Origin of the sequence: Mariniflexile sp. HNIBRBA6329 (assembly GCF_043558645.1) — a bacterium.
Taxonomy (GTDB): Bacteria; Bacteroidota; Bacteroidia; order Flavobacteriales; family Flavobacteriaceae; genus Mariniflexile.
The window spans coordinates 496,874-518,751 of record NZ_JBIFXS010000001.1; the positions used below are offsets into that span (position 1 = coordinate 496,874).

Genomic DNA, 21,878 nt, shown 5'->3' on the forward strand with positions numbered 1-21,878 from the left:
GTATATTTGCAAATTCAAAATTTAAAAAATTACATTGTTCCACGTGGAACATACAAAAAAATATAGTTATGTTTAATGATGTTTATGATGTTATAGTCGTTGGTGCTGGTCACGCAGGAAGCGAAGCTGCTGCCGCTGCTGCCAACATGGGAAGCAAGACATTACTTATTACAATGAATCTTCAGAACATTGCTCAAATGTCCTGTAATCCTGCCATGGGAGGTATTGCTAAAGGGCAAATTGTTCGAGAAATTGATGCTCTTGGCGGTTATTCGGGCATAGTGTCCGATACCTCTGCAATACAGTTTAAAATGCTTAACAAATCTAAGGGGCCTGCTATGTGGAGTCCTAGAGTGCAAAGTGACCGAATGCGTTTTGCTGAAGACTGGAGATTGCTATTGGAAGGAACACCAAATTTAGATTTTTACCAAGAAATGGTTTCTGGTTTGTTGGTAAAAAGCAATAAAGTTGTTGGTGTAAAAACATCATTAGGTGTAGAGATAAAAGGGAAGTCTGTAGTATTAACTAACGGTACTTTTTTAAATGGATTGATACATATTGGCGATAAGAATTTTGGTGGAGGTAGAGCCGGTGAAAAAGCAGCCACTGGTATTACTGAGCAGCTAGTAAGTTTAGGCTTTGAATCTGGCAGAATGAAAACAGGAACACCGCCACGGGTTGACGGGCGTTCTTTAGATTATTCAAAAATGATAGAGCAACCTGGTGATGAAAACCCAGAAAAGTTTTCATATTTAGATGTTACCAAACCGCTCCAAAATCAGCGTTCTTGTCACATGACTTATACCAGTGAATTGGTACACGATTTGCTTCGTGAAGGTTTTGATAGATCGCCTATGTTCAACGGTCGAATAAAAAGTTTAGGACCGCGTTATTGTCCATCTATTGAAGATAAAATTAATCGTTTTGCGGATAAAGACAGACATCAATTATTTGTAGAGCCGGAAGGGTGGAACACGTGCGAAGTTTATGTAAATGGTTTTTCTACTTCTCTTCCCGAAGATGTGCAGTTTAAAGCATTGCGTTCAGTAGTTGGTTTTGAAAACGTCAAGTTTTTTAGACCCGGTTATGCGATTGAATACGATTATTTTCCGCCTACGCAATTAAAACATACGCTAGAAACCAAACTTGTAGAAGGTTTGTATTTTGCTGGTCAAATTAATGGGACTACTGGTTATGAAGAAGCGGCATCTCAAGGTTTGATGGCAGGCATCAATGCGAGTTTAAAAGTTCAAGAAAAAGAAGCCTTCACCTTAAAAAGAGATGAAGCTTATATAGGTGTTTTGATAGATGATTTAATTACCAAAGGTACTGAAGAACCTTATAGAATGTTTACCTCTAGAGCAGAGTATAGAACTTTGTTGCGCCAAGATAATGCCGATTTAAGATTAACGCCTAAAGGTTTTGAAATAGGTTTGGCTAGCGAAAAGCGTTTACGAAGAATGGAACAAAAGCACAAGGAAGCTGAAAAGTTTGTCAAGTTTTTTGCTGAAACAAGTGTAAAACCAGAAGACGCAAATCCAGTTTTGGAAGCTAAAGAATCATCACCTATTAAACAATCAGATAAGATGTTTAAAATTTTTTCCAGGCCTAATATTACGATTGACGATATGCGTCAATTCGAATCTGTTGAGGCATATATCAAAGATAATAATCTAGATAATGAAGTGGTGGAACAGGCGGAAATTCAAATTAAATATTCAGGCTATATTTCTAAAGAAAAGAACAACGCCGATAAATTAAGTAGGTTAGAATACGTTAAAATACCAGAGAATTTTGATTATTCTCAAATCAAATCCATGAGTTTTGAAGCCCGTGAAAAACTTAAAAAAATACAACCAACAACGGTATCTCAAGCTTCAAGAATTAGTGGTGTTTCTCCTAATGATATTTCTGTATTGTTGGTTTATATGGGAAGATAAATTCCTGCGAAAGCAGGAATCTAATATTTTAAATCTATTAAAAACTAACTATTATTTCAGACGTTCCACGTGGAACGTCTGAAAATTTGAATAAATATTCGTGAATTCGTGACAAAAGAAAATCTAAAATCACCTTTCTTAAAAGTAAAAGATCATTCGGTTTCTGGTGAAAGTTTTGAGCTGTTCGAAAATATGGAATATGGTTTTTTAGAAACCTTGCCACAGCCTTCTGCTGATAAACTGCCCGAATATTATAAAAGTGAAGATTATATTTCGCATACCGATTCTAAACGAAATCTGTTTGAGTATGCTTACCACTTGGTTAGAAAAATTTCATTAAAACAAAAACTGAAATTGATTAATGGTTTTGCTTCAGCAGAAAAATCGCTTTTAGATATAGGTTGTGGAACAGGAGATTTTTTACTGGAAGCAAAAAAGAACCATTGGAGTGTTTTTGGTATTGAACCAAATGATGAAGCTCGTTTAATTGCAAACATAAAAACCGATAATGCGGTTTACAATACCAATAAGCTTTTAAAATTCGAACCCGAAAGTTTTGATGTTATTACTCTTTGGCATGTATTGGAGCATTTACCAAATTTAGAGGAACAAGTTCAAACTTTTAAAAAACTTTTAAAACCTAACGGCACTTTAATAATTGCAGTACCAAATTATAAAAGTTACGATGCAGAATATTATAAAGAATTTTGGGCAGCTTTTGATGTGCCCAGACATCTTTGGCATTTTAATAGAGATTCCGTTTCAAAATTGGTATCAAAAATGTCTATGGAAGTAATAAAAACCAAACCTATGTATTTTGATGCGTTTTATGTAAGCCTTCTTTCTGAAAAATATAAAAACGGTAAAATGAATTTTTTAAAAGGTTTTTGGGTTGGAATGCGTTCAAATTTAAAATCCTTATCGACAAAAGAAGCTTCTTCGTTAATTTATGTCATTAAAAACAGCTAAAATCGAATTTTAAGGCTTTAAAACCGTTTTTAAGCACAAAAAGAAGCAATTGCCTTCCGGAATTTTAAAAATCGATTTAAACGCAGATATGGAGCTTGTTTTTAATAAGATATTGTTATAAATCTTATGCTAACTATAAATAATAGCTATATATTAAAATCAAACAAATTTTACTCTAACTTCTACTTTACTTTATTACTTTTGTTCGACTTATAAATTTAAAAAAATGAAAAACATATTTTACGTTGTAGTATTAGCGTTGGCATTTACTTCTTGCCAAAAACAAGCAAAAATTGGATTTGTAGATAATGGTACCGTTATAAACGATTATCAAGAGAAAAAAGATGTTGAAGCAAAGTATCAAGCAGCAGAAGAAGCTTTTAGAAAAAAAGCTGATAGTGTTGGGAAAGAATTTCAATTAGAAGTTCAAGAAACACAATTAACAGCTCAAAAATCATCTCAAGCAAAAGCTCAAGAGTTAATGGGCGGTTTACAACAAAAACAACAATTGTTGCAACAAAAAATGCAAATGGAGCAACAAGAATTACAACAAAACTTTCAAACAGAAATAGATTCTGTAATTAGTAAAGTTAAAAAACACGTTAAAGAATACGGAAAAAAGAACGGATACACTTATATTTTAGGAACAAGCGATGCAGCTGCTACAGTTATGTATGGTACTGAGGATAACGATTTAACTAAAGTTATTTTAGAAGGCTTAAATAAAGAGTATAAAAAATAGTCATTTATTAGTTGATATATTTCAAGTCCAGATAAGAGCTATCTGGACTTTTTTTATAAATATATGACATAAAAAACCCCTACTAATTTAATTTAGCAGGGGAACAATAAAAGCTAGAACCCTCATTCTCTTTTAAAGTATCGTTTAATATTATGAACTACATTTTATTTTAAGTTGTTTGTTTTCAACAAGTTATATGTAATTCTTTCAGATTGAATCACAATTTTCTTGTTATTAAATTTTATAATATTTAAAGGATTATCACTTCCTTTAGCTTCTAAAGGTGGTGTCAGTTTATTTGTCATAATTTAGTTTGCAAATTTGCGACAAAGTCTTACAGATTGGGGGCTTGCTTCGACGCAAATTAGCTAACTAAACCTTCAGATGTATTTCATCTGTTTATTAAAATCATTTACGTTACATAAATAATTTTTTTTCACTCTCATTAAAATAGTAGGTAAGCAACATGTAGATTTGGGGCTTGGGGCAAGTAACTAGAAATTAAATGGGGGCACATTTAGTATTCCAGTTATAAGTATAACAGTTAGAAAACAAAACACCCTACTTTTTTATCTAATTTTATTTTATTTTATTTAATTTTAAAGCTTAGTATTGCATTTAAATGTCATTATGACTGAAGAAAACAAATCTGTTTGTAATCAGAAAACTTATGAATTCCTTTTCAATACGCATTCCAAAACCTTGAGGAATTTTGTGTATTATAAGTGTGGTGATATTCAGCAAGCCGAAGACATTGTGCAAGATGCTTTTATTAAATTATGGGATAACTGTGCTAAAGTCATCTTAACAAAAGCTAAATCTTTTTTATTTACAGTAGCCCGAAATCTTTTTTTAAACGAAGTAGCGCATAAAAAAATTGTTTTACAGCACATGGTTCACCTTCCTGAAGATAAAACTATTGAAACCCCAGAATTTCTTTTAGAAGAGCAACAATTCATGAAAAAATTGAAAGATGCAATTGCAAATCTTCCAGAGAAACAGCGTGAAGTTTTTTTATTAAGTAGAATAGATAAAAAGAAATATCCTGAAATTTCTGAGATTATTGGAATCTCTGTGAAAGCAGTTGAAAAGCGAATGAGTCAAGCTTTGAGCACATTAAGAGAACAACTTGGAAATATATAAAAGTAGGGTAAAACCAAAATTAATTGTTTTATATATATGATTGAACTATTACAATATGGAAAACCATTTTAAAGATAGCACTTTTTTAGCACGATGGATTTCTGGAGAATTAACTCCAGAGGAACTCAACGATTTTAAAAATTCAAAAGACTATCAAGCCCTAAACAAAATAAACGAAGCCTCCCAATTACTTGAAACCCCATCATATAATAGTGAAGCATTGTTTAACAGCCTAAAAACTAAAATAAATACCAAGCAACAAGACAAAGCACCCACTGTTATAAAACTTATACCTACTTGGGTTTATGGTGTTGCCGCATCTATTGTTTTAGCATTTGGTTTGTTTTATTATTTAAATACTAACAAGCATTTCGAAACAAGTTTTAGTGAGCAATTGGCTGTCGTACTTCCGGACGACTCTAAAGTTCAATTAAACGCAAATTCTCAATTAGATTTTAAATCTAGAAATTGGGATAACAATCGGGTTCTTAATTTAAATGGTGAAGCCTTTTTTGATGTTGAAAAAGGAGCAAAATTCAAAGTCTTGACTCAACAAGGTATTGTTGAAGTTTTAGGAACTGAATTTAATGTTATTTCCAGAAACGATTATTTTGAAGTTCAATGTTTAGAAGGAAAAGTTAGAGTTGAAAGTTTAACAGCAAACAAAGAAGCCATTCTTTTGCCAGGAAAAGCCATTAGAATTCTTAATAAAACAGCAGAAGAATGGGGTTTTATTTTAATTGATGAACCAAACTGGGTACTTGGTGAAAGTACCTTCATGAATACGCCTATTTCACAAGTCTTATTATCAATAGAAAACCAATATAATATTCATTTTGACACGTCAAACATAGATTTAAGTAAGCGCTTTACTGGAGGTTTTACTCATAAAGACCTCAATCTTGCACTTAAAACCGTTTTTGTCCCTATGGAAATATCCTACTCATCTAATGGTAATAATCAAATAATTCTTGTTAATTCAAAGAACAAAAATTAATTAAATATTTATTTTAGTTTTTTTACCCTAAATTTAGCAGGGATTTGATTTAATATTGAATAAATTGAAATTTAGAATAACACTATTCATTTTTTTAGTTTCTTTATGCATGATGTCTCAGCAAAAGACACCTGTTAATTATTCCGAACTACAGTTAAGTGATGTTTTAATTGATATTGAAAAGACATTTAAAGTTAAATTTTCTTTTAATTCCGATATAGTAAACAATCGATTGATAACATTTCAGATTGAAGAGGCTAGTTTAGAAGAAATTTTAAGTGCCTTGGAAGCACAGGCTAGTATTAACTTCACGAAAGTATCTAACAGGTATTATATTATAAAAAAACAATCAAACATAAACCTGTCAAACACCCAACATTTAGAAGAGGTGCTAATAAAAGAATACATTACTTCGGGAATAAGAAAAAAAAGTGATGATGCATCCATATCCCTTTCACCAAAAGCTTTAGGCATTATTCCTGGGTTAACTGAGCCCGACGTTTTGCAAAGTATTCAATTAATACCTGGAGTTCAAAGTCCAACAGAAACAGCTTCTGGGTTATATATTCGTGGTGGAACGCCAGATCAAAATCTTATTCTATGGGATGGCATAAAAATGTACCATTCAGGACATTTTTTTGGAACCATATCTGCATTTAATCCTTATATAACGGAAGAGATTAAACTCTATAAAAATGGCACAAAAGCTCGGTATGGAAACAGAATATCGGGCGTCATAGATATTGCTTCAGACAATAATATTCCAGAGACTTTAGAAGGCGGAATGGGCTTTAACATGACACATGCCGATGCCTATTTAAAGACACCATTAAATCAAAACGCCGTGATTATGGCTTCGGCAAGACGCTCTATAACAGATGCGTTTAATACCGAAACGTTCAAAAATTTATCAAAAAGAGTCTTTCAAGAAACAAAAATTTCAAATGGAAACGTACTACAAGAAGGTGATGAGGTTACTACGACAAAGGATTTATTTTACTTTACAGATTTTACATTAAAGGCGATTTTAAAACCTAGCCCAAATAATAAGATTTCTGTTAGTAGTTTGTTCACAAAAAACAAGTTGGATTATGGGTTTTTAATTGAAGAATTCGATGAAGCTTCTCAAGATAAATTAGATATTGAAAATCAAGGGGCAAGTTTAAATTGGAGTCACAATTACAGTAATGTATTTTCACATGCGCTAAGTGTTTATTATTCTAATTATGATTTGGAGTATGTTGGATTTAATTCAATTCCGGATGAATTTAGCGATCAATTGAGTAAAAGTAATGTTATTGAGGATTTAGGCTTTTCTTTTGATACAGATTGGAGTTTAAACGAATCTTCAAGCTTGGGCTTTGGTTATCAGTTTTCATCTAACAAGGTTAATTTCAAATTAGCATTTGAAGATAGTGAAGCACCTGAAGATAATTATAATGAGTCTAATGAAGAAACAAATAATTTACACGCTGTATATTCTGATTTTAAATTAAAAAAAGCAGACAGATGGCTTTTAAATTTGGGAATCAGAGCTAATTATTTTTCGGTGTTAGATAAAGCTTTTGTTGAGCCAAGAATTCAATTTGAATCTAAGTTGTATAAAAATTTAAAATTCAAGGCTTCTGTTGAGATTTTGCATCAGGCTGTGAGTCAAGTTCTTGAGTTTAATACCCAAGAATTCGGATTAGAGAACCAGATTTGGGTGTTATCTGATGGGAACGAAGCTCCTTTATTAAAAAGTTTTCAATTAACCTCTGGTTTTATTTTTAATAAAAATGGATGGAACATAGATATTGAGGGGTATTATAAAAAGATAGAAGGTTTAACATCATTAACCCTTGGATTTGATAACATAGGCCAACTTTTTTCTGAAGGAAAAAGTGACGTCATAGGTTTAGATGTACTTATTAACAAGAAAATTAAAGATTATCGTACTTGGTTAAGTTATTCAATTACCGAAAACGAATTTACTTTTAATAATATTAATGGGGGAAATTCGTTTTCTGGAAACTCAGATATTACCCACCATTTAACATGGTCTCATACGTATGATTGGAAAAATTTTAATGTTTCGCTAGGGTGGAATATTAGAACAGGAATTCCATATACAAAGGCAAATGGCATTACAGATACGACTGAAGGCTTTGTTATTGATTTCGATAAAACAAATGGCAGTCGACTTCCAGATTATCACAGACTTGATATTTCAACAACCTATAAATTTAATTTATCTGAAAACAGTAAATGGAAAGGTAAAATAGGTTTGTCCTTATTGAATATTTATAATCGAGAGAACATTTTAAGTAGAACTTATGAAATACGACAAGGGGCAGCAAGTGATGCCGAAAGGCTTCGTGAAATTAATAAGTCATCTTTAGGAATCACACCTAATTTAGTGTTTAGGGTTGAGTTTTAGTAAAAGCCTTCAAGCCGATTTTTTATGAAGCAATCGTGTTAATTTAATTGATAAATCGGTTAATATGATTTTCGAATTACCATTTCTCTCTATATGATAAATGGCATCTTGAAGTTCGTTACTTATTTCTAAAATATTATTATTATGAACAAATGGCGCAAAGTTTTCTAGCTTAAAAGTGTCTGTTTTAGGCTCAAAGTAAACCAAATCGGCGGCATTATAGTTTAGCAATAAGGCTTGTCTGAAAAAGTCTAAACAAAAACTAAGGAATTGCTTTTGGGTTTCGCGTCCGGTTTTAGAAATATCTTCACTCCAGGAAATCAAATCATGAATAGCGGCTTTATTTCCTTTAGCTTTAAAAGCACTCCGTATCCAGAAAACAAACCAAGTTTCAAACTGAATATCTTCAGAATCTTGATATACCAAATCGCAAGCTTTATTGTAATTCCCATTGGCCTGATGTGCAATTTTAGTTGCCGTTAAAGGATCTAAAGTATATTGTTTAATTAAAGCGTCCTTAATAACATTTTCAGCCAAAAGAGGAAAATGCAACACTTGACAACGTGAACGTATCGTATTAATTATCTGCTCTTCATCTTCAGCAATTAAAATAAAAACAGTATTATTTGGTGGTTCCTCAATAAGTTTTAAAAGTTTGTTGGCGGCGGCAGTGTTCATTTTTTCAGCCATCCAAATCAGCATCACTTTATAACCACCTTCGTAGGCTTTTAACGATAGTGCTTTTACAATATCCTGTGCTTCATCAACACCAATTTGCCCTTGTTTGTTATCAACACCAAGCAACTTGTACCAATCGAACAAATTTCCATAAGGTTGTTCTTTCAAAAGTTGGCGCCATTCCTTTAAATAATGACTAGAAACAGGGTGGCTTTTAGCTTTATCACTGGTGGTAACCGGAAATGCAAAATGCAAATCGGGGTGCGAAAAGTTGTTGAATTTCAAATTACAAGCTTCATTGCCCGTATTATTTTCCCCATTGGTGTTGCTGCACAACAAATATTGTGCGTAAGCAATAGCAATGGGCAATGTGCCACAACCCTCGGGACCCACAAACAATTGTGCATGAGGGACTCTACCATTATTAGCACTTTGCGTTAGATGCTTTTTTATATGCTCTTGCCCTAAAATTTCCGAAAATAACATGAAACAAATATAACAGATTTATTGATGTTCACGTAGTAAGACTAATTAAATCGTTAATCATCGAATTTTATATGGGTTATTTCAATTTTATTATAGATTTGAGTCCCTCATTAATCTATTCGTTTTTAATTATTTACAATTAGAATCATGATAAAAACTACTTTATTACCATACATATTTGTTCTGAGCATGTTTATTTCTCAGGCTCAAGTTGCAAAACAAAGTTTTGATAAATCAACGAACGACAATTGGGGGTATACTTCTAATATTTCTTTTTACTCTCAGAACAATGGTGCTGATCTCTGGAAAGAATGGGCAGGAGCGAATGGTAGAATTCCTAGTGCTTTTTCTGGATCGACGTATTTAGCTGGTCGTGATTTAGATAATGAATATTCTCAAACCATAACAGGATTAGCTTCACCAGAGCATATACTTACGTTCGATACTTTTAATCTAAATGGTTTAGGTGCGGAAATTTCGTTTAGAGTACATTATGTTGGTTTAGACAAAGGCGATTACATGTACTACGAATTAATGTATGATAATGGAACTAACTGGCCAGCTAATCCAAATCATAAAGCAGATATTTTCAAAACGACACAAAACGGTAATTTCAATTCAAGAGGATGGGAAGAAGTAACATTTAATGTACCATCTGGAAGAAGTTATGTTAGAATGCGACTAGTTGTTTATCAAAACGGAAATGAATATTTAGGCTTTGATAGTTTCGAATTAAAGACAGAAACACTTTCAGCAAATAATAATGTGATTGACGGCTTTTCGTTTGGACCAAATCCCACAGCAGATATTATTAAATTGAAAGCAAATGTTACATTAGACCATGTGGTCTTTTACAATGTTTTAGGAAAGGAATTAATATCTAGAAAAATTAAAGATAAAGATGTTGAAATCAATTTATCGAATTTGCCAACAGGAATATATATTGCTAGAGTCTCTTCTGGAGATATGACACAATCTTTTAAAGTGATAAAAAAATAAGAATTTCATAAAATTTTATATATTATTAAAGAATCCCAGTGGCTTTTATAAGTAATTGGGATTCTTCATTTATATTTGTGTTTCATAAAAAATCACAAAAACATTTCAGATGAAAACCCTTAACGATTTTAATTTCGAGAATAAAAAAGCATTAATACGCGTAGATTTTAATGTGCCTTTAAATGAGCAATTTGAAGTAACAGATGCCACAAGAATAGTGTCTGCTAAACCAACAATCATTAAAATTTTAGAAGATGGCGGAAGCTGTATTTTAATGTCGCATTTAGGGCGTCCAAAAGGTGTACAAGATCAATTTTCATTACGTCACATTGTAAAAAATGTTGAAGATATTTTAGGTGTTGAAGTTAAGTTTGTAGACGCATGTATTGGTGAAAAAGCTGAAACAGCAGCAGCAAACTTACAACCAGGCGAAGTTTTATTGTTAGAAAACCTTCGTTTCCACAAAGAAGAAGAAGCTGGTGATAAAGCATTTGCAGAACAATTATCAAAATTAGGCGATATTTATGTAAACGATGCCTTTGGAACTGCACATAGAGCGCATGCATCAACTACCATTGTTGCAGAATTTTTTCCAAACAGTAAATGTTTTGGCTATTTATTGGCACAAGAAATTGAAAGCATCAACAAAGTATTAAAAGATGGTGAAAAGCCAGTTTTGGCAGTACTTGGTGGTGCTAAAGTATCTTCAAAAATAACCATTATAGAAAATATATTAGATGCCGTGGATCACTTAATAATTGGAGGTGGTATGGCTTTCACTTTTATAAAAGCACAAGGAGGAAAAATTGGAAACTCTATTTGTGAAGACGATAAGCAAGAATTAGCTTTAGAAATTTTAAAACAAGCCAAAGCTAAAAACGTACAAGTACACATTCCTGTTGACGTGATAGCCGCCGATGCTTTTAGTAACGATGCCAATACACAGGTTGTTGATATTGATGCCATTCCAGATGGTTGGGAAGGTGTAGATGCCGGACCAAAATCTAGAAAGCAATTTCACGATGTGGTTATGCAATGTAAAACTATTCTATGGAATGGACCTCTTGGAGTTTTCGAAATGGAAAGTTTTGCTGGCGGAACGATTGAATTAGGTAATTCTATTGCTGAAGCAACTAAAAACGGTGCATTTTCACTTGTAGGTGGTGGCGATTCCGTTGCTGCTGTAAAACAATTTGGTTTTGAAAATAAAGTAAGTTACGTGAGTACCGGTGGAGGTGCCATGTTAGAAAGTTTAGAAGGTATTGTATTACCAGGAATTGCAGCGATTTTAGAGTAATAAAATCTATTTTATAAATTTTGCCACAAATACACAAATGGTTTTATATTTATGTATTTGTGGTTTTTTTCATATAAATAAACAAAAAATCCGACAAAAAGTATTAAAATCCGACGTTTTACATGTTTTTTTGATAGATAAATCAAATTAAGCTTTTATTTTAAATTAAAAAATACGATTTTAGCCATAATATCGTTCAATATGACCAAATGAATAGATTTATGAAGTTTAGATATTTTAACATTTTGTTCCTTTTTAATTTTGCTATTTGTTTTTCGCAAGTAAAAGATTCTCTTAAAGTTACAGATGGGAACAAAGAGACTTTAAAGCAAATTAAAACTCAAAAAGACAGTCTTTTAATTCAAAAAGTAGAAGATGATTTGTTGGCTGCCGATTTTGACCAAAAATGGTTGGAAGAACTATACAGCAATTCGCTTTACGATACCATTTATAATTCCGTTACTGAACTTACTTTTGATGAAGTTGAATACCCTGAACTTTCAACAGAATTACTTAAATCCAGATTAACTGAATTAAGCGCTAAAACACCTTTTAATGTAGAGTATAATCCCGGTTTAGAAAGCGTTATTAAGTCGTATCTAAAACACAGAAGAGAGAGTTTGCAAAAACTTATAAATTTAAGTGCGTTTTATTTTCCCATGTTTGAGCGTGAATTAGATAACCACGATTTACCACTTGAAATAAAATATTTAGCTATTGTAGAATCGGCATTAAAACCCAGAGCTAAATCTAGAGTAGGTGCGACAGGTTTATGGCAGTTTATGTATACAACGGGCAAAATGTACGGGTTAGATGTAAGCAGTTATGTAGATGAACGCAGCGACCCTATTAAATCTACCGAAGCCGCAGCAAAATATCTATCTAAACTTTATGAAATTTTTGGCGATTGGGATTTAGCCCTTGCAGCATATAATTCTGGCCCAGGAAATGTTACCAAAGCCATTCGTCGTTCTGGTGGTTATCAAAATTATTGGAACATCAGGCATAATTTACCACGTGAAACGGCAGGTTATCTACCAGCTTTTTTAGCTACCATGTATATTTTTGAATATGCTGAAGAGCACGGGTTTACGAAACCAAAACCCGAAGTTGCTTATTTTGAAACCGATACCATACGGGTTAAACAAATGGTAACGCTCGATCAAATATCAGAAGCTACAGGTGTGGAAATTGAAGAGTTACAGTTTTTAAATCCTTCATATAAATTAGATATTATTCCGGTTGTAAAAGGTGAAAATTACACATTGCGTTTGCCTAGAACCGTTATTGGAGATTTTGTAACCAATGAAGAGCATATCTATGCACTGGCCAAGGCTGAATTTGATAAACGAGAAAAACCAATGCCTCAGTTTTTTGAAGCCGATACAAAAACAACGCATCGTGTTAGATCTGGAGAGTTTCTAGGACTCATCGCCAGAAAATATAGTGTAAGGGTAAGCGACATTAAAAAATGGAATGGATTACGAAGCAATAATATAAAAATTGGTCAGAGGTTAACTATTTATCCACGGAATTCAAAAGCATCGGCAATTGCTTCTACAAGTAAACCAACAACTTCCAAAGCAGTTTCTGGTACTTCAAAAATATATACAGTTAAGAGTGGCGACTCATTATGGAGTATTTCTCAAAAATTTTCTGGAGTTTCTGTACAAAATATCAAAGATTGGAACGATATTAGTGGTAGTAAATTAAAACCGGGAATGAAACTTAAAGTTTCTAAGAGTTAAGTTCCTTAAAACTAATTGAAATTATGCGAAAAATTCTTTTTTCAGCCTTACTATTCACACTATTTGTATCATGTAAAGACAAAGATTCGTCTGATAAAAAAATTATTTTAGATTCATCGGGAAGTATCAACAATGTATCGGTAGTTGTTGATAATGAATTGTGGGATGGCAGCATAGGCGATGCTATTAGAAACATACTTACAGCTCCAATTTATGGCTTACCACAAGATGAGCCCATGTTTACTATCAGCCAAATCCCTCCATCGGTTTTTTCAGGATTTGTTACCAAAAACAGAACCGTTTTAAAAATTCAAGTTAATAAAGAAACTGGATTTGAAGTTTTAAACAACGTATACGCACAACCTCAAAAAGTAATTGTGGTTTCAGGAAAATCTAGAGAACAAATTATTGAAACCTTAAATAATAATGCTTCAAAAATAGTTAAAACATTCAGAAGTGAGGAAATGGCAGAGCGTACCAGACAAATGGCAAAATCGCCTCATAATTTTACATCCATTCAAAAAAAATTAGGACTTACCATTCAGTTTCCATCGGTTTATAGAATTGCTAGAGAAACTGATAATTTCTTCTGGATTAGAAAAGATATTACTACAGGAACCACCAATTTAATGATTTTTGAAGTGCCTTATACAGCCATTCAACGAAATGATAGTTTAGTAAGCCAAATAGTAAAGATAAGGGATTCTATTGGTAAAGAGTACATAAAAGGAAGACAAGATGGCGAAATAAAATCGAATGGTGAAAAAATTGAATCGTATTTGGCGACAGAAGATTCTTATGCCCCTTTTATATCTGAAACTATTGTAGATAATAAACCAGCCATTGAAACCAAAGGATTATGGGATTTAAAAGCAGATTTTATGGGTGGACCGTTTATTAACTATGCTATTGAAGACAAAATAAATAAACGATGGGTAATAGTTGAAGGTTTTGCTTTTGCACCTTCGGTTGAAAAGCGAGACTATATGTTAGAACTTGAAGCCATTATTAAATCGGTGAAAATAAATTAATTACTAATGATATAAAACAAAAAGGACCAACAGCAATGTTGGTCCTTTTTGTTTTATATCAAAAGAAGATCTATTTTTTATCGTCTTTTTTGTCGTCGTCCTTACTGGCATCTTTAAATTCCTTAATACCACTACCAAGACCTCGCATTAATTCAGGGATTTTCTTTCCTCCAAATAATAATAGAACTACCACAACAATTAGTACAATTTGCATTGGACCAATAGCTAGAAATATACCTAATGAAATCATAATTGCTAAATTTATTACGCAAAGTTAATAATTAAAGTTTAATAAAACCGTTTTGAGGATAACTTTAGCATAAAGCAACCAGTCTTGAAATAATTTTATTTAATTTTGTTTTACATGGAAACCAAGAAACCGGTAAAAAGGAAGATAAAACGAAAGTTACTCGATAAGTATCGATTAATCATACTCAACGAGCATACGTTTGAAGAGCGCTTATCTATTAAGTTAACACGCTTAAATGTTTTTATATTAGTCTCTTTATCTGCTATTATTTTAGTAGTTGCAACCACCGTACTTATTGCCTTTACACCACTAAGGGAATACATACCGGGGTACTCTTCGGCTTCATTAAAGAAAAAGGCAACAGCGTTAAATTATAAAACCGACTCTTTGCAACAAGTAATAACCATGAACGAACGGTATTATGAATCCATAAAAAAGGTTTTGCAAGGGGAAGTAAGCAAAGTAGATTTTGCTAGAGATTCCATAATACAAGCCGTTAAATTGGAAGCTAGTGAAGTAAATTTAAAACCAACCGAAGAAGATTCGCTTTTAAGACAAAAAGTAGATAAAGAAGATAAATACAACTTGTTTGAATCGGCAACATCGGCATCAAATTTTGTGTTATTTCCACCAGTAAATGGTACTATAAGCGAATCATACAACGTAAAAAACAAGCATTTTGCTGTTGATATTGTAGTAGCAAAAGGCACACCTATAAAAGCAACTGCTGATGGTATTGTTATTTTTGCCGAATGGACAGCCAGCACAGGATATGTTGTTATTATTGAGCACAGTTATGGATTGATATCGGTTTATAAACACAATTCAGCGTTAACAAAAACACAGGGCGATTTGGTTAAAGCAGGTGAAGTAATTGCCATCGCAGGAAATGCAGGAGAGCTATCTACGGGCCCGCATTTACACTTCGAACTTTGGAACGACGGATACCCAATAAACCCAACAAACTTTATAGATTTTAAATAAGATGATATCACTAAAATCGGCTTTAGCAAAACCTTTTGCAAAACGGGTACATTATACCATTCAAAAGTGGGCAAAAAAGCCTTTTGAAACCCAAGAAAAGGTGTTTCAAAACCTAATTTCTGAAGCAGCCGGCACTCAGTTTGGTAAAGACCACGATTTTATAAGCATAAACTCATATGAAGATTTTGTAAAACGTGTTCCCATACGAGATTATGAAGAATTAAAGCCATATGTAGAACGTGTTGTAGCGGGAGAAGCGGATATTTTGTGGAAAGGTAAACCTATTTATTTCGCCAAAACATCTGGTACAACGTCGGGCGCTAAATACATACCCATTACCAAAGAAAGTATGCCGTACCATGTAGAAGCGGCTAGGAATGCTATTTTGATGTACATTAACGAAACCGGAAACAGCAAGTTTGTAGATGGTAAAATGATTTTCCTTCAAGGAAGTCCTATTCTTAAAGAACAAAATGGGGTCCAGTTAGGAAGACTTTCGGGCATTGTAGCACATTATGTACCTAAATACCTTCAAAAAAACAGATTGCCTTCATGGGAAACCAATTGTATTGAAGATTGGGAAACCAAAGTAGATGCTATTGTTGAGGAAACGCTTCCAGAGAATATGACCATCATTTCGGGCATTCCATCTTGGGTACAGATGTATTTTGAAAAACTTCAACAAAAAACAGGTAAAAAAGTAGGCGATGTTTTTAAGAATTTCAACCTTTTTATTTTTGGAGGTGTAAATTATGAGCCATATCGGGCCAAATTTGAAAACCTAATTGGAAGAAAAGTTGATAGTATAGAACTGTACCCTGCGAGTGAAGGTTTTCTTGCATTTCAAGACAAACAAAATGAAAAAGGGATGTTGCTTCAGTTAAACTCAGGCATTTTTTATGAGTTTATTAAAGCTGATGAATTTTTTAATGAAAACCCAAAACGAATTACCATTAAAGATGTTGAGGTTGGTGTAAATTATGTTATGATTATTTCTACGAATGCTGGACTTTGGGCATACAATATTGGAGATACAGTAGAATTTACTTCTACAAAACCATACCGATTAATAGTCTCGGGGCGTATCAAACACTTCATTTCTGCATTTGGCGAACACGTTATTGGAAAAGAAGTAGAACAGGCTATGCAAGATGCTGTTTTGGGAACAAATGTTAGGGTTACAGAGTTTACGGTAGCACCACAAATCAATCCGTCTGAAGGATTGCCATATCATGAATGGTTTGTAGAATTTGAAAACGAGCCAGAAGATATTTCAGCGTTAGCCCAAAAAATAGATCAATCGCTTCAAAAGCAAAATATTTATTATTTCGATTTAATTCAAGGAAAGGTTTTGCAACCGCTTAAAATTTCTAAAGTGAAAAAAGGCGGTTTTCAAGAGTATATGAAATCTGTAGGTAAATTGGGTGGACAAAACAAGCTTCCAAGATTATCAAACGACCGAAAAATAGTTGAGGGATTTCCACAAACAAATTAAATCAAATAGTAGTATATTTGGCACGGTAAAAAACGCGTATGAGTAACAAAAAACATCATGAAAGAACTAGAGCCCAAGAAAGCTCTAATGCCATTGAAAGGATGTATATTACCATGCGTCACTTGTTTAACCGTGGTTTTTATAAACCTATGGGTATTTCGGGTGAAACACTGCGCCAGTCGCTATTACTACTAAGGCCAGAAATTTATGGTTCAATAGGTGAAGAAAAAGCTGAGTTGGAAGGTTTACTTTACGTAATAGATAGACTTCCTATTGGTATAGAAGAATGTACTTTTATTAACCTTACAAGTGACGAAGGCTATTCAAATTCACATTTTAAGCCTATAATTCCAGAAAAAAGACGTAGAAATTGCTACAGAATTGATGCGGAGCAAATGAATATTGAGATTACGCGAGGACGTTCAGAAATCTATGATATTTTAACGCACTTAACGTTTCTTTTTATAGAATCGCACAAAATTAGCAATCGCGTTTTAATTGATGAAAGTGGTGCTACAACAAGAGATTGGAAAAAGCTTGAAACTGCTTTTTTTTCAAAAGAAAAACTCACGCAAACCGAACGCGAAATAGCGATAACGCATACCGCAAATATTTTAGGACGAACGTTTAATGAACTGAGAGCGGTATATTCAGATTTTGCCACACCAGAACAACCAGAACGTTTGTTGCATATTGTTTATTGGTTAGGAAAGTTGGCCATTGATGAACAAATTCATAATAATAAGCGAACCATTACCTTCAGTCCTGTTTTAAGAGAACGACTTGGACATCATATTCATGGTGAAATTTGGGCAAATACTATAAAAGAAGTTCTTTTTAAAAACAGTTTATTAAAACGGCAAATACACATTATTAGTGCCAATATGCACAGTGTAATGAACACGCTTTTTGCGCCATCAACTTTAAAAACTTCAGCATCAAAAGATATTTATAGTATATATGAGTCTTTAAGTAAGAGGGAGAATAATGATTTACGTAATAAAGTGACCAAAGAGGCGTTACAAAACGGAATGATTTATATTGAAGACACTTCGGGAACCAAAATAGATGTGCAGATTCTTGACACGAGTAAACTAGATGTATCTAGGTTGGATATTCGAATAAATGAAGCAAAAATCAGTTCTGAAAAACCCGTTATATTGGTTATGGATTATGCTTTTGGCGAGCAAGCTTACGAAACTATTGATGAATTATTGAAACCCTATAAAGTAAAAGGGAATAAAATTCATTTGAATGTAGATTCGATTTCTATTATGGGTAAAGCAGGAATTCTAGAGGGAGGCAAAGGCGACATCATGATACCAACTGCCCATATTTTTGAAGGAACAGCCGATAATTATCCATTTGTTAATGAGCTTTCAAAAAAAGATTTAGAAGGACAGGGTATTGATGTTTATGAAGGTACTATGATTACCGTTTTAGGCACCTCGTTACAAAACAAAGACATTTTAAAATTCTTTCACAATTCAACATGGCGCGTTATTGGATTAGAAATGGAAGGTGCACATTACCAAAAAGCCATACAAGCAGCCTCAAAAGTACGGGGCAGTATAAGACCTGATGTAAAAGTAAGATACGCTTATTATGCTAGTGATAACCCTTTAGAAACAGGCGCTACATTAGCATCGGGAGGTTTAGGAACCACTGGGGTAAAACCAACGTATTTAATAACAAGAAAAATAATAGAACAAATATTTAATTAACAACATTTAAAAAAATGAGTAACGATTTACCAAAACCAAAAGAATCTGAAGAAGTAGATTTAGGGCAGCTGTTTAAACTTATAGGAAATGCTTTTACCAGATTATTTAATTCTATAGGCAATATTTTTAAAGGAATATTTGGTGTTATAATTTTGTTTTTGCTTTTTGTTCAAAAACATATTATAAAGTTTGCTATTGCAGGGATTGTAGGCTTAGTTATTGGAATTTATTTAGATAACAATAAACAAATTAAATACATGTCTACAATGGTGTTAGAGCCAAATTTTAATAGTGTTCAACAGTTATATAATAATATTAACTTTTATAATGAATTGGCTGAAGCAAAAGATTCTAGTGCTTTAGCTGAAGCATTAAATATTTCAAAAAAAGACGCTTTTACTTTAAAGGAGTTTAAAGTGGAATCATATTCTGATGAAAACCAAAAAGTAATATTATTTGACAAGTTTGTCCGTAGTTTAGATACAACAACTCAAAAAACAATAGATATGGAGGATTATCTTAAGAACTTCAATTCGTTAGAAGCTCGATTCCATACGTTATCTGTTGTTGCAACTAATAATGGTGTAGCAAAAAAGATTCAGTCTTCAATAATCAATTCTATTTCTAAAAATGAATATTTTAATCTTCAAAAGGACATTAGTGATGTAAATATAAATCTTCAAGATAGCATTTACAATAAACAGATTAGAGAAATAGATTCACTTCAAAAGCTGTATAAAGAGGTAATGCTTAAGGAAGCAGATCGCGAAATACAAGGTACTAATATTAGTCTTGGTGAGAACGGTAGCAATGAAAATAAAGAACTTTCATTAATAAACAAAGTGGAGGAATTAAAAATGGGTCTTGTTAGACTAAATGAAGAACGCGCTAACAAGTCTAGTATTTTAAATGTTATTTCTGAGTTTCCAAGAAAAGGTGTTGAGATTAAAGGTTTTTTCAAAAGTTATAAATTTCTTGTCCCATGTTTGTTTTTAAGTATTTTGTTAGGTGTTTTCGGTCTTCTATCACTTAATGAGTATCTTAAGAATTACAAAAAACATTAGTTATGAAAATTTTAATTACCGGAGGGGCAGGTTTTATTGGTTCTCATGTGGTAAGACTGTTTGTTGAAAAATATCCTAATAACCATATTTTCAACTTAGACTCACTTACGTATGCTGGAAATTTAGAAAATCTAAAAGATATTGAAGCCAAACCAAATTACACTTTTATAAAAGGGGATATTACAAATGAAACTTTTATAAATGAGTTATTTGATAAGCATAAGTTTGATTCGATTATCCATTTAGCTGCAGAGTCACATGTAGATAGATCTATTAAAGATCCATTAGCATTTGTTAAAACCAATGTTATAGGCACTATGATTCTTTTGAATGCTTTTAAAAATATATGGAAAGACAATTTTGAAAACAAACTGTTTTATCATATCAGTACCGATGAGGTTTATGGAACATTAGGAGTTACTGGCTTATTTACCGAAACAACATCGTACGATCCGAACTCACCATATTCAGCATCAAAAGCAAGTTCTGACCATTTTGTACGAGCTTACGGAGAAACGTATGGAATGCCATATATCATTACCAATTGCTCCAATAATTATGGACAAAACCAATTTCCAGAAAAGTTAATTCCACTTTTTATAAATAACATTATAAACAACAAACCGTTACCAGTTTATGGCGATGGCAATTATACCCGAGATTGGCTTTATGTAAAAGACCATGCTATTGCCATTGATTTAGTTTTTCATAAAGGAAAGAATCATGAAACTTATAATATTGGTGGCTTTAATGAATGGAAAAATATAGACTTGGTTAAGTTATTATGCCAACAAATGGATGAAAAATTGCAAAGACCTAAAGGTAGTTCTGAAAAATTGATAACATATGTTAAGGATCGCCCAGGGCATGATTTACGATATGCTATTGATGCATCAAAAATAAATAAGGAATTAGGATGGGAACCATCAGTAACCTTTGAAGAAGGATTGAATAAAACAATAGATTGGTATTTAAGCAATGAAACTTGGTTAAAAAATGTTACCAGTGGAGAATATCAATTATATTACTCGAAACAATATAACTAAATGAAAGGAATTGTATTAGCAGGAGGATCAGGTACTAGGCTACACCCCTTAACACTATCAGTAAGCAAACAACTGATGCCTATTTATGACAAGCCTATGATTTATTATCCGCTTTCTACCTTAATGTATGCAGGAATAAATGAGGTGTTAATAATATCTACTCCAAAAGATTTGCCTTTATTTCAAGATTTGTTAGGTAATGGTAAGAAATATGGCTGTAAGTTTGAATATGCTGTTCAAGAAGCCCCTAACGGATTGGCAGAGGCATTTATAATTGGTGAAAAATTTATTGGAAAAGACAAAGTTGCTCTAATATTAGGAGATAATATTTTCTATGGGACAGGTCTGGCTAAGCTATTGCAATCAAATAATGATCCAGAAGGGGGTATCATTTATGCCTATAGAGTACATGACCCTGAACGATATGGTGTAGTCGAATTTAATAACGAAGGACAAGCGATTTCTATTGAAGAAAAGCCCGAATACCCTAAATCAAATTATGCGGTCCCTGGCATTTATTTTTATGATAATCTAGTTGTTGAAATAGCAAAGAGTATAAAACCAAGTCACAGGGGAGAACTCGAAATTACCGATGTGAATAAAGAGTACCTTAAGCAAGGTAAGCTTAATGTTAGCATATTAGATAGAGGCACAGCTTGGTTAGATACAGGCACGTTTCAATCGCTTATGCAAGCTTCTCAATTTGTAGAAGTCATTGAAGAGCGCCAAGGACTTAAAATAGGGTCTATTGAAGCAGCCGCATATGAAATGGGATACATAGATGCTGAACAATTTAAAGCTATCGCGCAGCCTTTGTTAAAGAGCGGTTATGGTAAAAACTTATTGGCCTTACTTAATTAAAAATA

General features: G+C 32.8%; 19 protein-coding genes. 16 read left to right on the forward strand and 3 right to left on the reverse strand.

Annotated features, from left to right (window positions below; translation table 11 throughout):
* The first annotated feature begins 68 nt into the window (after positions 1-68).
* From mnmG to ACGK9U_RS02025, 3 genes are all read left to right on the forward strand, one after another.
* Positions 69-1,940, forward strand: coding sequence for a tRNA uridine-5-carboxymethylaminomethyl(34) synthesis enzyme MnmG (gene mnmG, locus ACGK9U_RS02015; RefSeq protein WP_394464689.1), 1,872 nt, complete (start codon positions 69-71; stop codon positions 1,938-1,940).
* A 108-nt stretch (positions 1,941-2,048) separates the two neighbouring features.
* Positions 2,049-2,909: a class I SAM-dependent methyltransferase gene (locus tag ACGK9U_RS02020; protein WP_394464690.1), complete on the forward strand. Its 861-nt coding sequence runs from the start codon at positions 2,049-2,051 to the stop codon at positions 2,907-2,909.
* 226 nt (positions 2,910-3,135) lie between these two features.
* A complete protein-coding gene (locus ACGK9U_RS02025) occupies positions 3,136-3,651 on the forward strand; it encodes an OmpH family outer membrane protein (RefSeq protein WP_394464691.1) in 516 nt (171 codons plus the stop codon).
* A gap of 164 nt (positions 3,652-3,815) precedes the next feature.
* Here the strand turns inward: ACGK9U_RS02025 and ACGK9U_RS02030 are convergent, their stop codons facing one another.
* On the reverse strand, positions 3,816-3,956 hold the full coding sequence (locus ACGK9U_RS02030; RefSeq protein ID WP_394464692.1) for a hypothetical protein: 141 nt from the start codon (positions 3,954-3,956) through the stop codon (positions 3,816-3,818).
* A 325-nt stretch (positions 3,957-4,281) separates the two neighbouring features.
* Between ACGK9U_RS02030 and ACGK9U_RS02035 the strand changes: the two genes are divergently transcribed.
* The 3 genes from ACGK9U_RS02035 (at position 4,282) to ACGK9U_RS02045 (ending at position 8,210) form a co-directional block, all read left to right on the forward strand.
* Positions 4,282-4,794 (forward strand): RNA polymerase sigma factor, encoded by a 513-nt coding sequence (locus tag ACGK9U_RS02035; protein ID WP_394464693.1) that lies wholly within the window; start codon positions 4,282-4,284, stop codon positions 4,792-4,794.
* A 55-nt stretch (positions 4,795-4,849) separates the two neighbouring features.
* Positions 4,850-5,791, forward strand: a complete 942-nt coding sequence (locus tag ACGK9U_RS02040; RefSeq protein WP_394464694.1) for a FecR family protein — start codon at positions 4,850-4,852, stop codon at positions 5,789-5,791.
* A gap of 109 nt (positions 5,792-5,900) precedes the next feature.
* Entirely contained in the window at positions 5,901-8,210 is a 2,310-nt protein-coding gene (locus ACGK9U_RS02045) for a TonB-dependent receptor domain-containing protein (protein ID WP_394464696.1), read from the forward strand.
* A 9-nt stretch (positions 8,211-8,219) separates the two neighbouring features.
* Here the strand turns inward: ACGK9U_RS02045 and ACGK9U_RS02050 are convergent, their stop codons facing one another.
* Complete coding sequence (locus ACGK9U_RS02050) at positions 8,220-9,374, reverse strand: ATP-binding protein (RefSeq protein ID WP_394464697.1); 1,155 nt, start codon at positions 9,372-9,374, stop codon at positions 8,220-8,222.
* Between the two features lie 147 nt (positions 9,375-9,521).
* Here ACGK9U_RS02050 and ACGK9U_RS02055 point away from each other — a divergent pair, with 147 nt between their 5' ends.
* The 4 genes from ACGK9U_RS02055 (at position 9,522) to ACGK9U_RS02070 (ending at position 14,449) form a co-directional block, all read left to right on the forward strand.
* Positions 9,522-10,373 (forward strand): T9SS type A sorting domain-containing protein, encoded by an 852-nt coding sequence (locus tag ACGK9U_RS02055; protein WP_394464698.1) that lies wholly within the window; start codon positions 9,522-9,524, stop codon positions 10,371-10,373.
* A gap of 109 nt (positions 10,374-10,482) precedes the next feature.
* The gene (locus tag ACGK9U_RS02060; RefSeq protein WP_394464700.1) at positions 10,483-11,670 is read left to right on the forward strand and encodes a phosphoglycerate kinase; all 1,188 of its coding nucleotides are present in this window, start codon (positions 10,483-10,485) and stop codon (positions 11,668-11,670) included.
* A gap of 221 nt (positions 11,671-11,891) precedes the next feature.
* Positions 11,892-13,418, forward strand: coding sequence for a LysM peptidoglycan-binding domain-containing protein (locus ACGK9U_RS02065; protein WP_394464701.1), 1,527 nt, complete (start codon positions 11,892-11,894; stop codon positions 13,416-13,418).
* A gap of 23 nt (positions 13,419-13,441) precedes the next feature.
* Positions 13,442-14,449: a DUF4837 family protein gene (locus ACGK9U_RS02070; RefSeq protein ID WP_394464702.1), complete on the forward strand. Its 1,008-nt coding sequence runs from the start codon at positions 13,442-13,444 to the stop codon at positions 14,447-14,449.
* Positions 14,450-14,519: 70 nt separating this feature from the next.
* Here ACGK9U_RS02070 and ACGK9U_RS02075 read toward each other — a convergent pair whose 3' ends face one another.
* Entirely contained in the window at positions 14,520-14,699 is a 180-nt protein-coding gene (locus ACGK9U_RS02075) for a twin-arginine translocase TatA/TatE family subunit (RefSeq protein ID WP_209652690.1), read from the reverse strand.
* A gap of 114 nt (positions 14,700-14,813) precedes the next feature.
* Here ACGK9U_RS02075 and ACGK9U_RS02080 point away from each other — a divergent pair, with 114 nt between their 5' ends.
* From ACGK9U_RS02080 to rfbA, 6 genes are read left to right on the forward strand one after another with little or no spacing between them, the layout of a single operon-like run.
* Complete coding sequence (locus tag ACGK9U_RS02080; RefSeq protein WP_394464703.1) at positions 14,814-15,683, forward strand: M23 family metallopeptidase; 870 nt, start codon at positions 14,814-14,816, stop codon at positions 15,681-15,683.
* 1 nt (position 15,684) lies between these two features.
* On the forward strand, positions 15,685-17,178 hold the full coding sequence (locus tag ACGK9U_RS02085; protein ID WP_394464704.1) for a GH3 auxin-responsive promoter family protein: 1,494 nt from the start codon (positions 15,685-15,687) through the stop codon (positions 17,176-17,178).
* Between the two features lie 38 nt (positions 17,179-17,216).
* Positions 17,217-18,902, forward strand: coding sequence for a DUF6909 family protein (locus tag ACGK9U_RS02090; protein ID WP_394464705.1), 1,686 nt, complete (start codon positions 17,217-17,219; stop codon positions 18,900-18,902).
* A 14-nt stretch (positions 18,903-18,916) separates the two neighbouring features.
* Positions 18,917-19,966, forward strand: coding sequence for a hypothetical protein (locus ACGK9U_RS02095; RefSeq protein ID WP_394464706.1), 1,050 nt, complete (start codon positions 18,917-18,919; stop codon positions 19,964-19,966).
* A gap of 2 nt (positions 19,967-19,968) precedes the next feature.
* Positions 19,969-21,012 (forward strand): dTDP-glucose 4,6-dehydratase, encoded by a 1,044-nt coding sequence (gene rfbB / locus ACGK9U_RS02100; RefSeq protein WP_394464707.1) that lies wholly within the window; start codon positions 19,969-19,971, stop codon positions 21,010-21,012.
* Complete coding sequence (gene rfbA / locus ACGK9U_RS02105) at positions 21,013-21,873, forward strand: glucose-1-phosphate thymidylyltransferase RfbA (protein ID WP_394464708.1); 861 nt, start codon at positions 21,013-21,015, stop codon at positions 21,871-21,873. It abuts the gene before it with no gap.
* Positions 21,874-21,878 lie beyond the last annotated feature (5 nt).

Bases quoted from the DNA above. Each gene is read 5' to 3' on its own strand.
- ACGK9U_RS02055 (WP_394464698.1), top strand. From the start codon at position 9,522: ATGATAAAAACTACTTTATTACCATACATATTTGTTCTGAGCATGTTT.
- ACGK9U_RS02030 (WP_394464692.1), bottom strand. From the start codon at position 3,956: ATGACAAATAAACTGACACCACCTTTAGAAGCTAAAGGAAGTGATAAT.
- ACGK9U_RS02035 (WP_394464693.1), top strand. From the start codon at position 4,282: ATGACTGAAGAAAACAAATCTGTTTGTAATCAGAAAACTTATGAATTC.
- ACGK9U_RS02060 (WP_394464700.1), top strand. From the start codon at position 10,483: ATGAAAACCCTTAACGATTTTAATTTCGAGAATAAAAAAGCATTAATA.
- ACGK9U_RS02075 (WP_209652690.1), bottom strand. From the start codon at position 14,699: ATGATTTCATTAGGTATATTTCTAGCTATTGGTCCAATGCAAATTGTA.
- rfbB (WP_394464707.1), top strand. From the start codon at position 19,969: ATGAAAATTTTAATTACCGGAGGGGCAGGTTTTATTGGTTCTCATGTG.
- rfbA (WP_394464708.1), top strand. From the start codon at position 21,013: ATGAAAGGAATTGTATTAGCAGGAGGATCAGGTACTAGGCTACACCCC.
- ACGK9U_RS02080 (WP_394464703.1), top strand. From the start codon at position 14,814: ATGGAAACCAAGAAACCGGTAAAAAGGAAGATAAAACGAAAGTTACTC.
- ACGK9U_RS02095 (WP_394464706.1), top strand. From the start codon at position 18,917: ATGAGTAACGATTTACCAAAACCAAAAGAATCTGAAGAAGTAGATTTA.
- ACGK9U_RS02025 (WP_394464691.1), top strand. From the start codon at position 3,136: ATGAAAAACATATTTTACGTTGTAGTATTAGCGTTGGCATTTACTTCT.
- ACGK9U_RS02090 (WP_394464705.1), top strand. From the start codon at position 17,217: ATGAGTAACAAAAAACATCATGAAAGAACTAGAGCCCAAGAAAGCTCT.
- mnmG (WP_394464689.1), top strand. From the start codon at position 69: ATGTTTAATGATGTTTATGATGTTATAGTCGTTGGTGCTGGTCACGCA.
- ACGK9U_RS02065 (WP_394464701.1), top strand. From the start codon at position 11,892: ATGAAGTTTAGATATTTTAACATTTTGTTCCTTTTTAATTTTGCTATT.
- ACGK9U_RS02050 (WP_394464697.1), bottom strand. From the start codon at position 9,374: ATGTTATTTTCGGAAATTTTAGGGCAAGAGCATATAAAAAAGCATCTA.
- ACGK9U_RS02085 (WP_394464704.1), top strand. From the start codon at position 15,685: ATGATATCACTAAAATCGGCTTTAGCAAAACCTTTTGCAAAACGGGTA.
- ACGK9U_RS02045 (WP_394464696.1), top strand. From the start codon at position 5,901: ATGATGTCTCAGCAAAAGACACCTGTTAATTATTCCGAACTACAGTTA.
- ACGK9U_RS02070 (WP_394464702.1), top strand. From the start codon at position 13,442: ATGCGAAAAATTCTTTTTTCAGCCTTACTATTCACACTATTTGTATCA.
- ACGK9U_RS02040 (WP_394464694.1), top strand. From the start codon at position 4,850: ATGGAAAACCATTTTAAAGATAGCACTTTTTTAGCACGATGGATTTCT.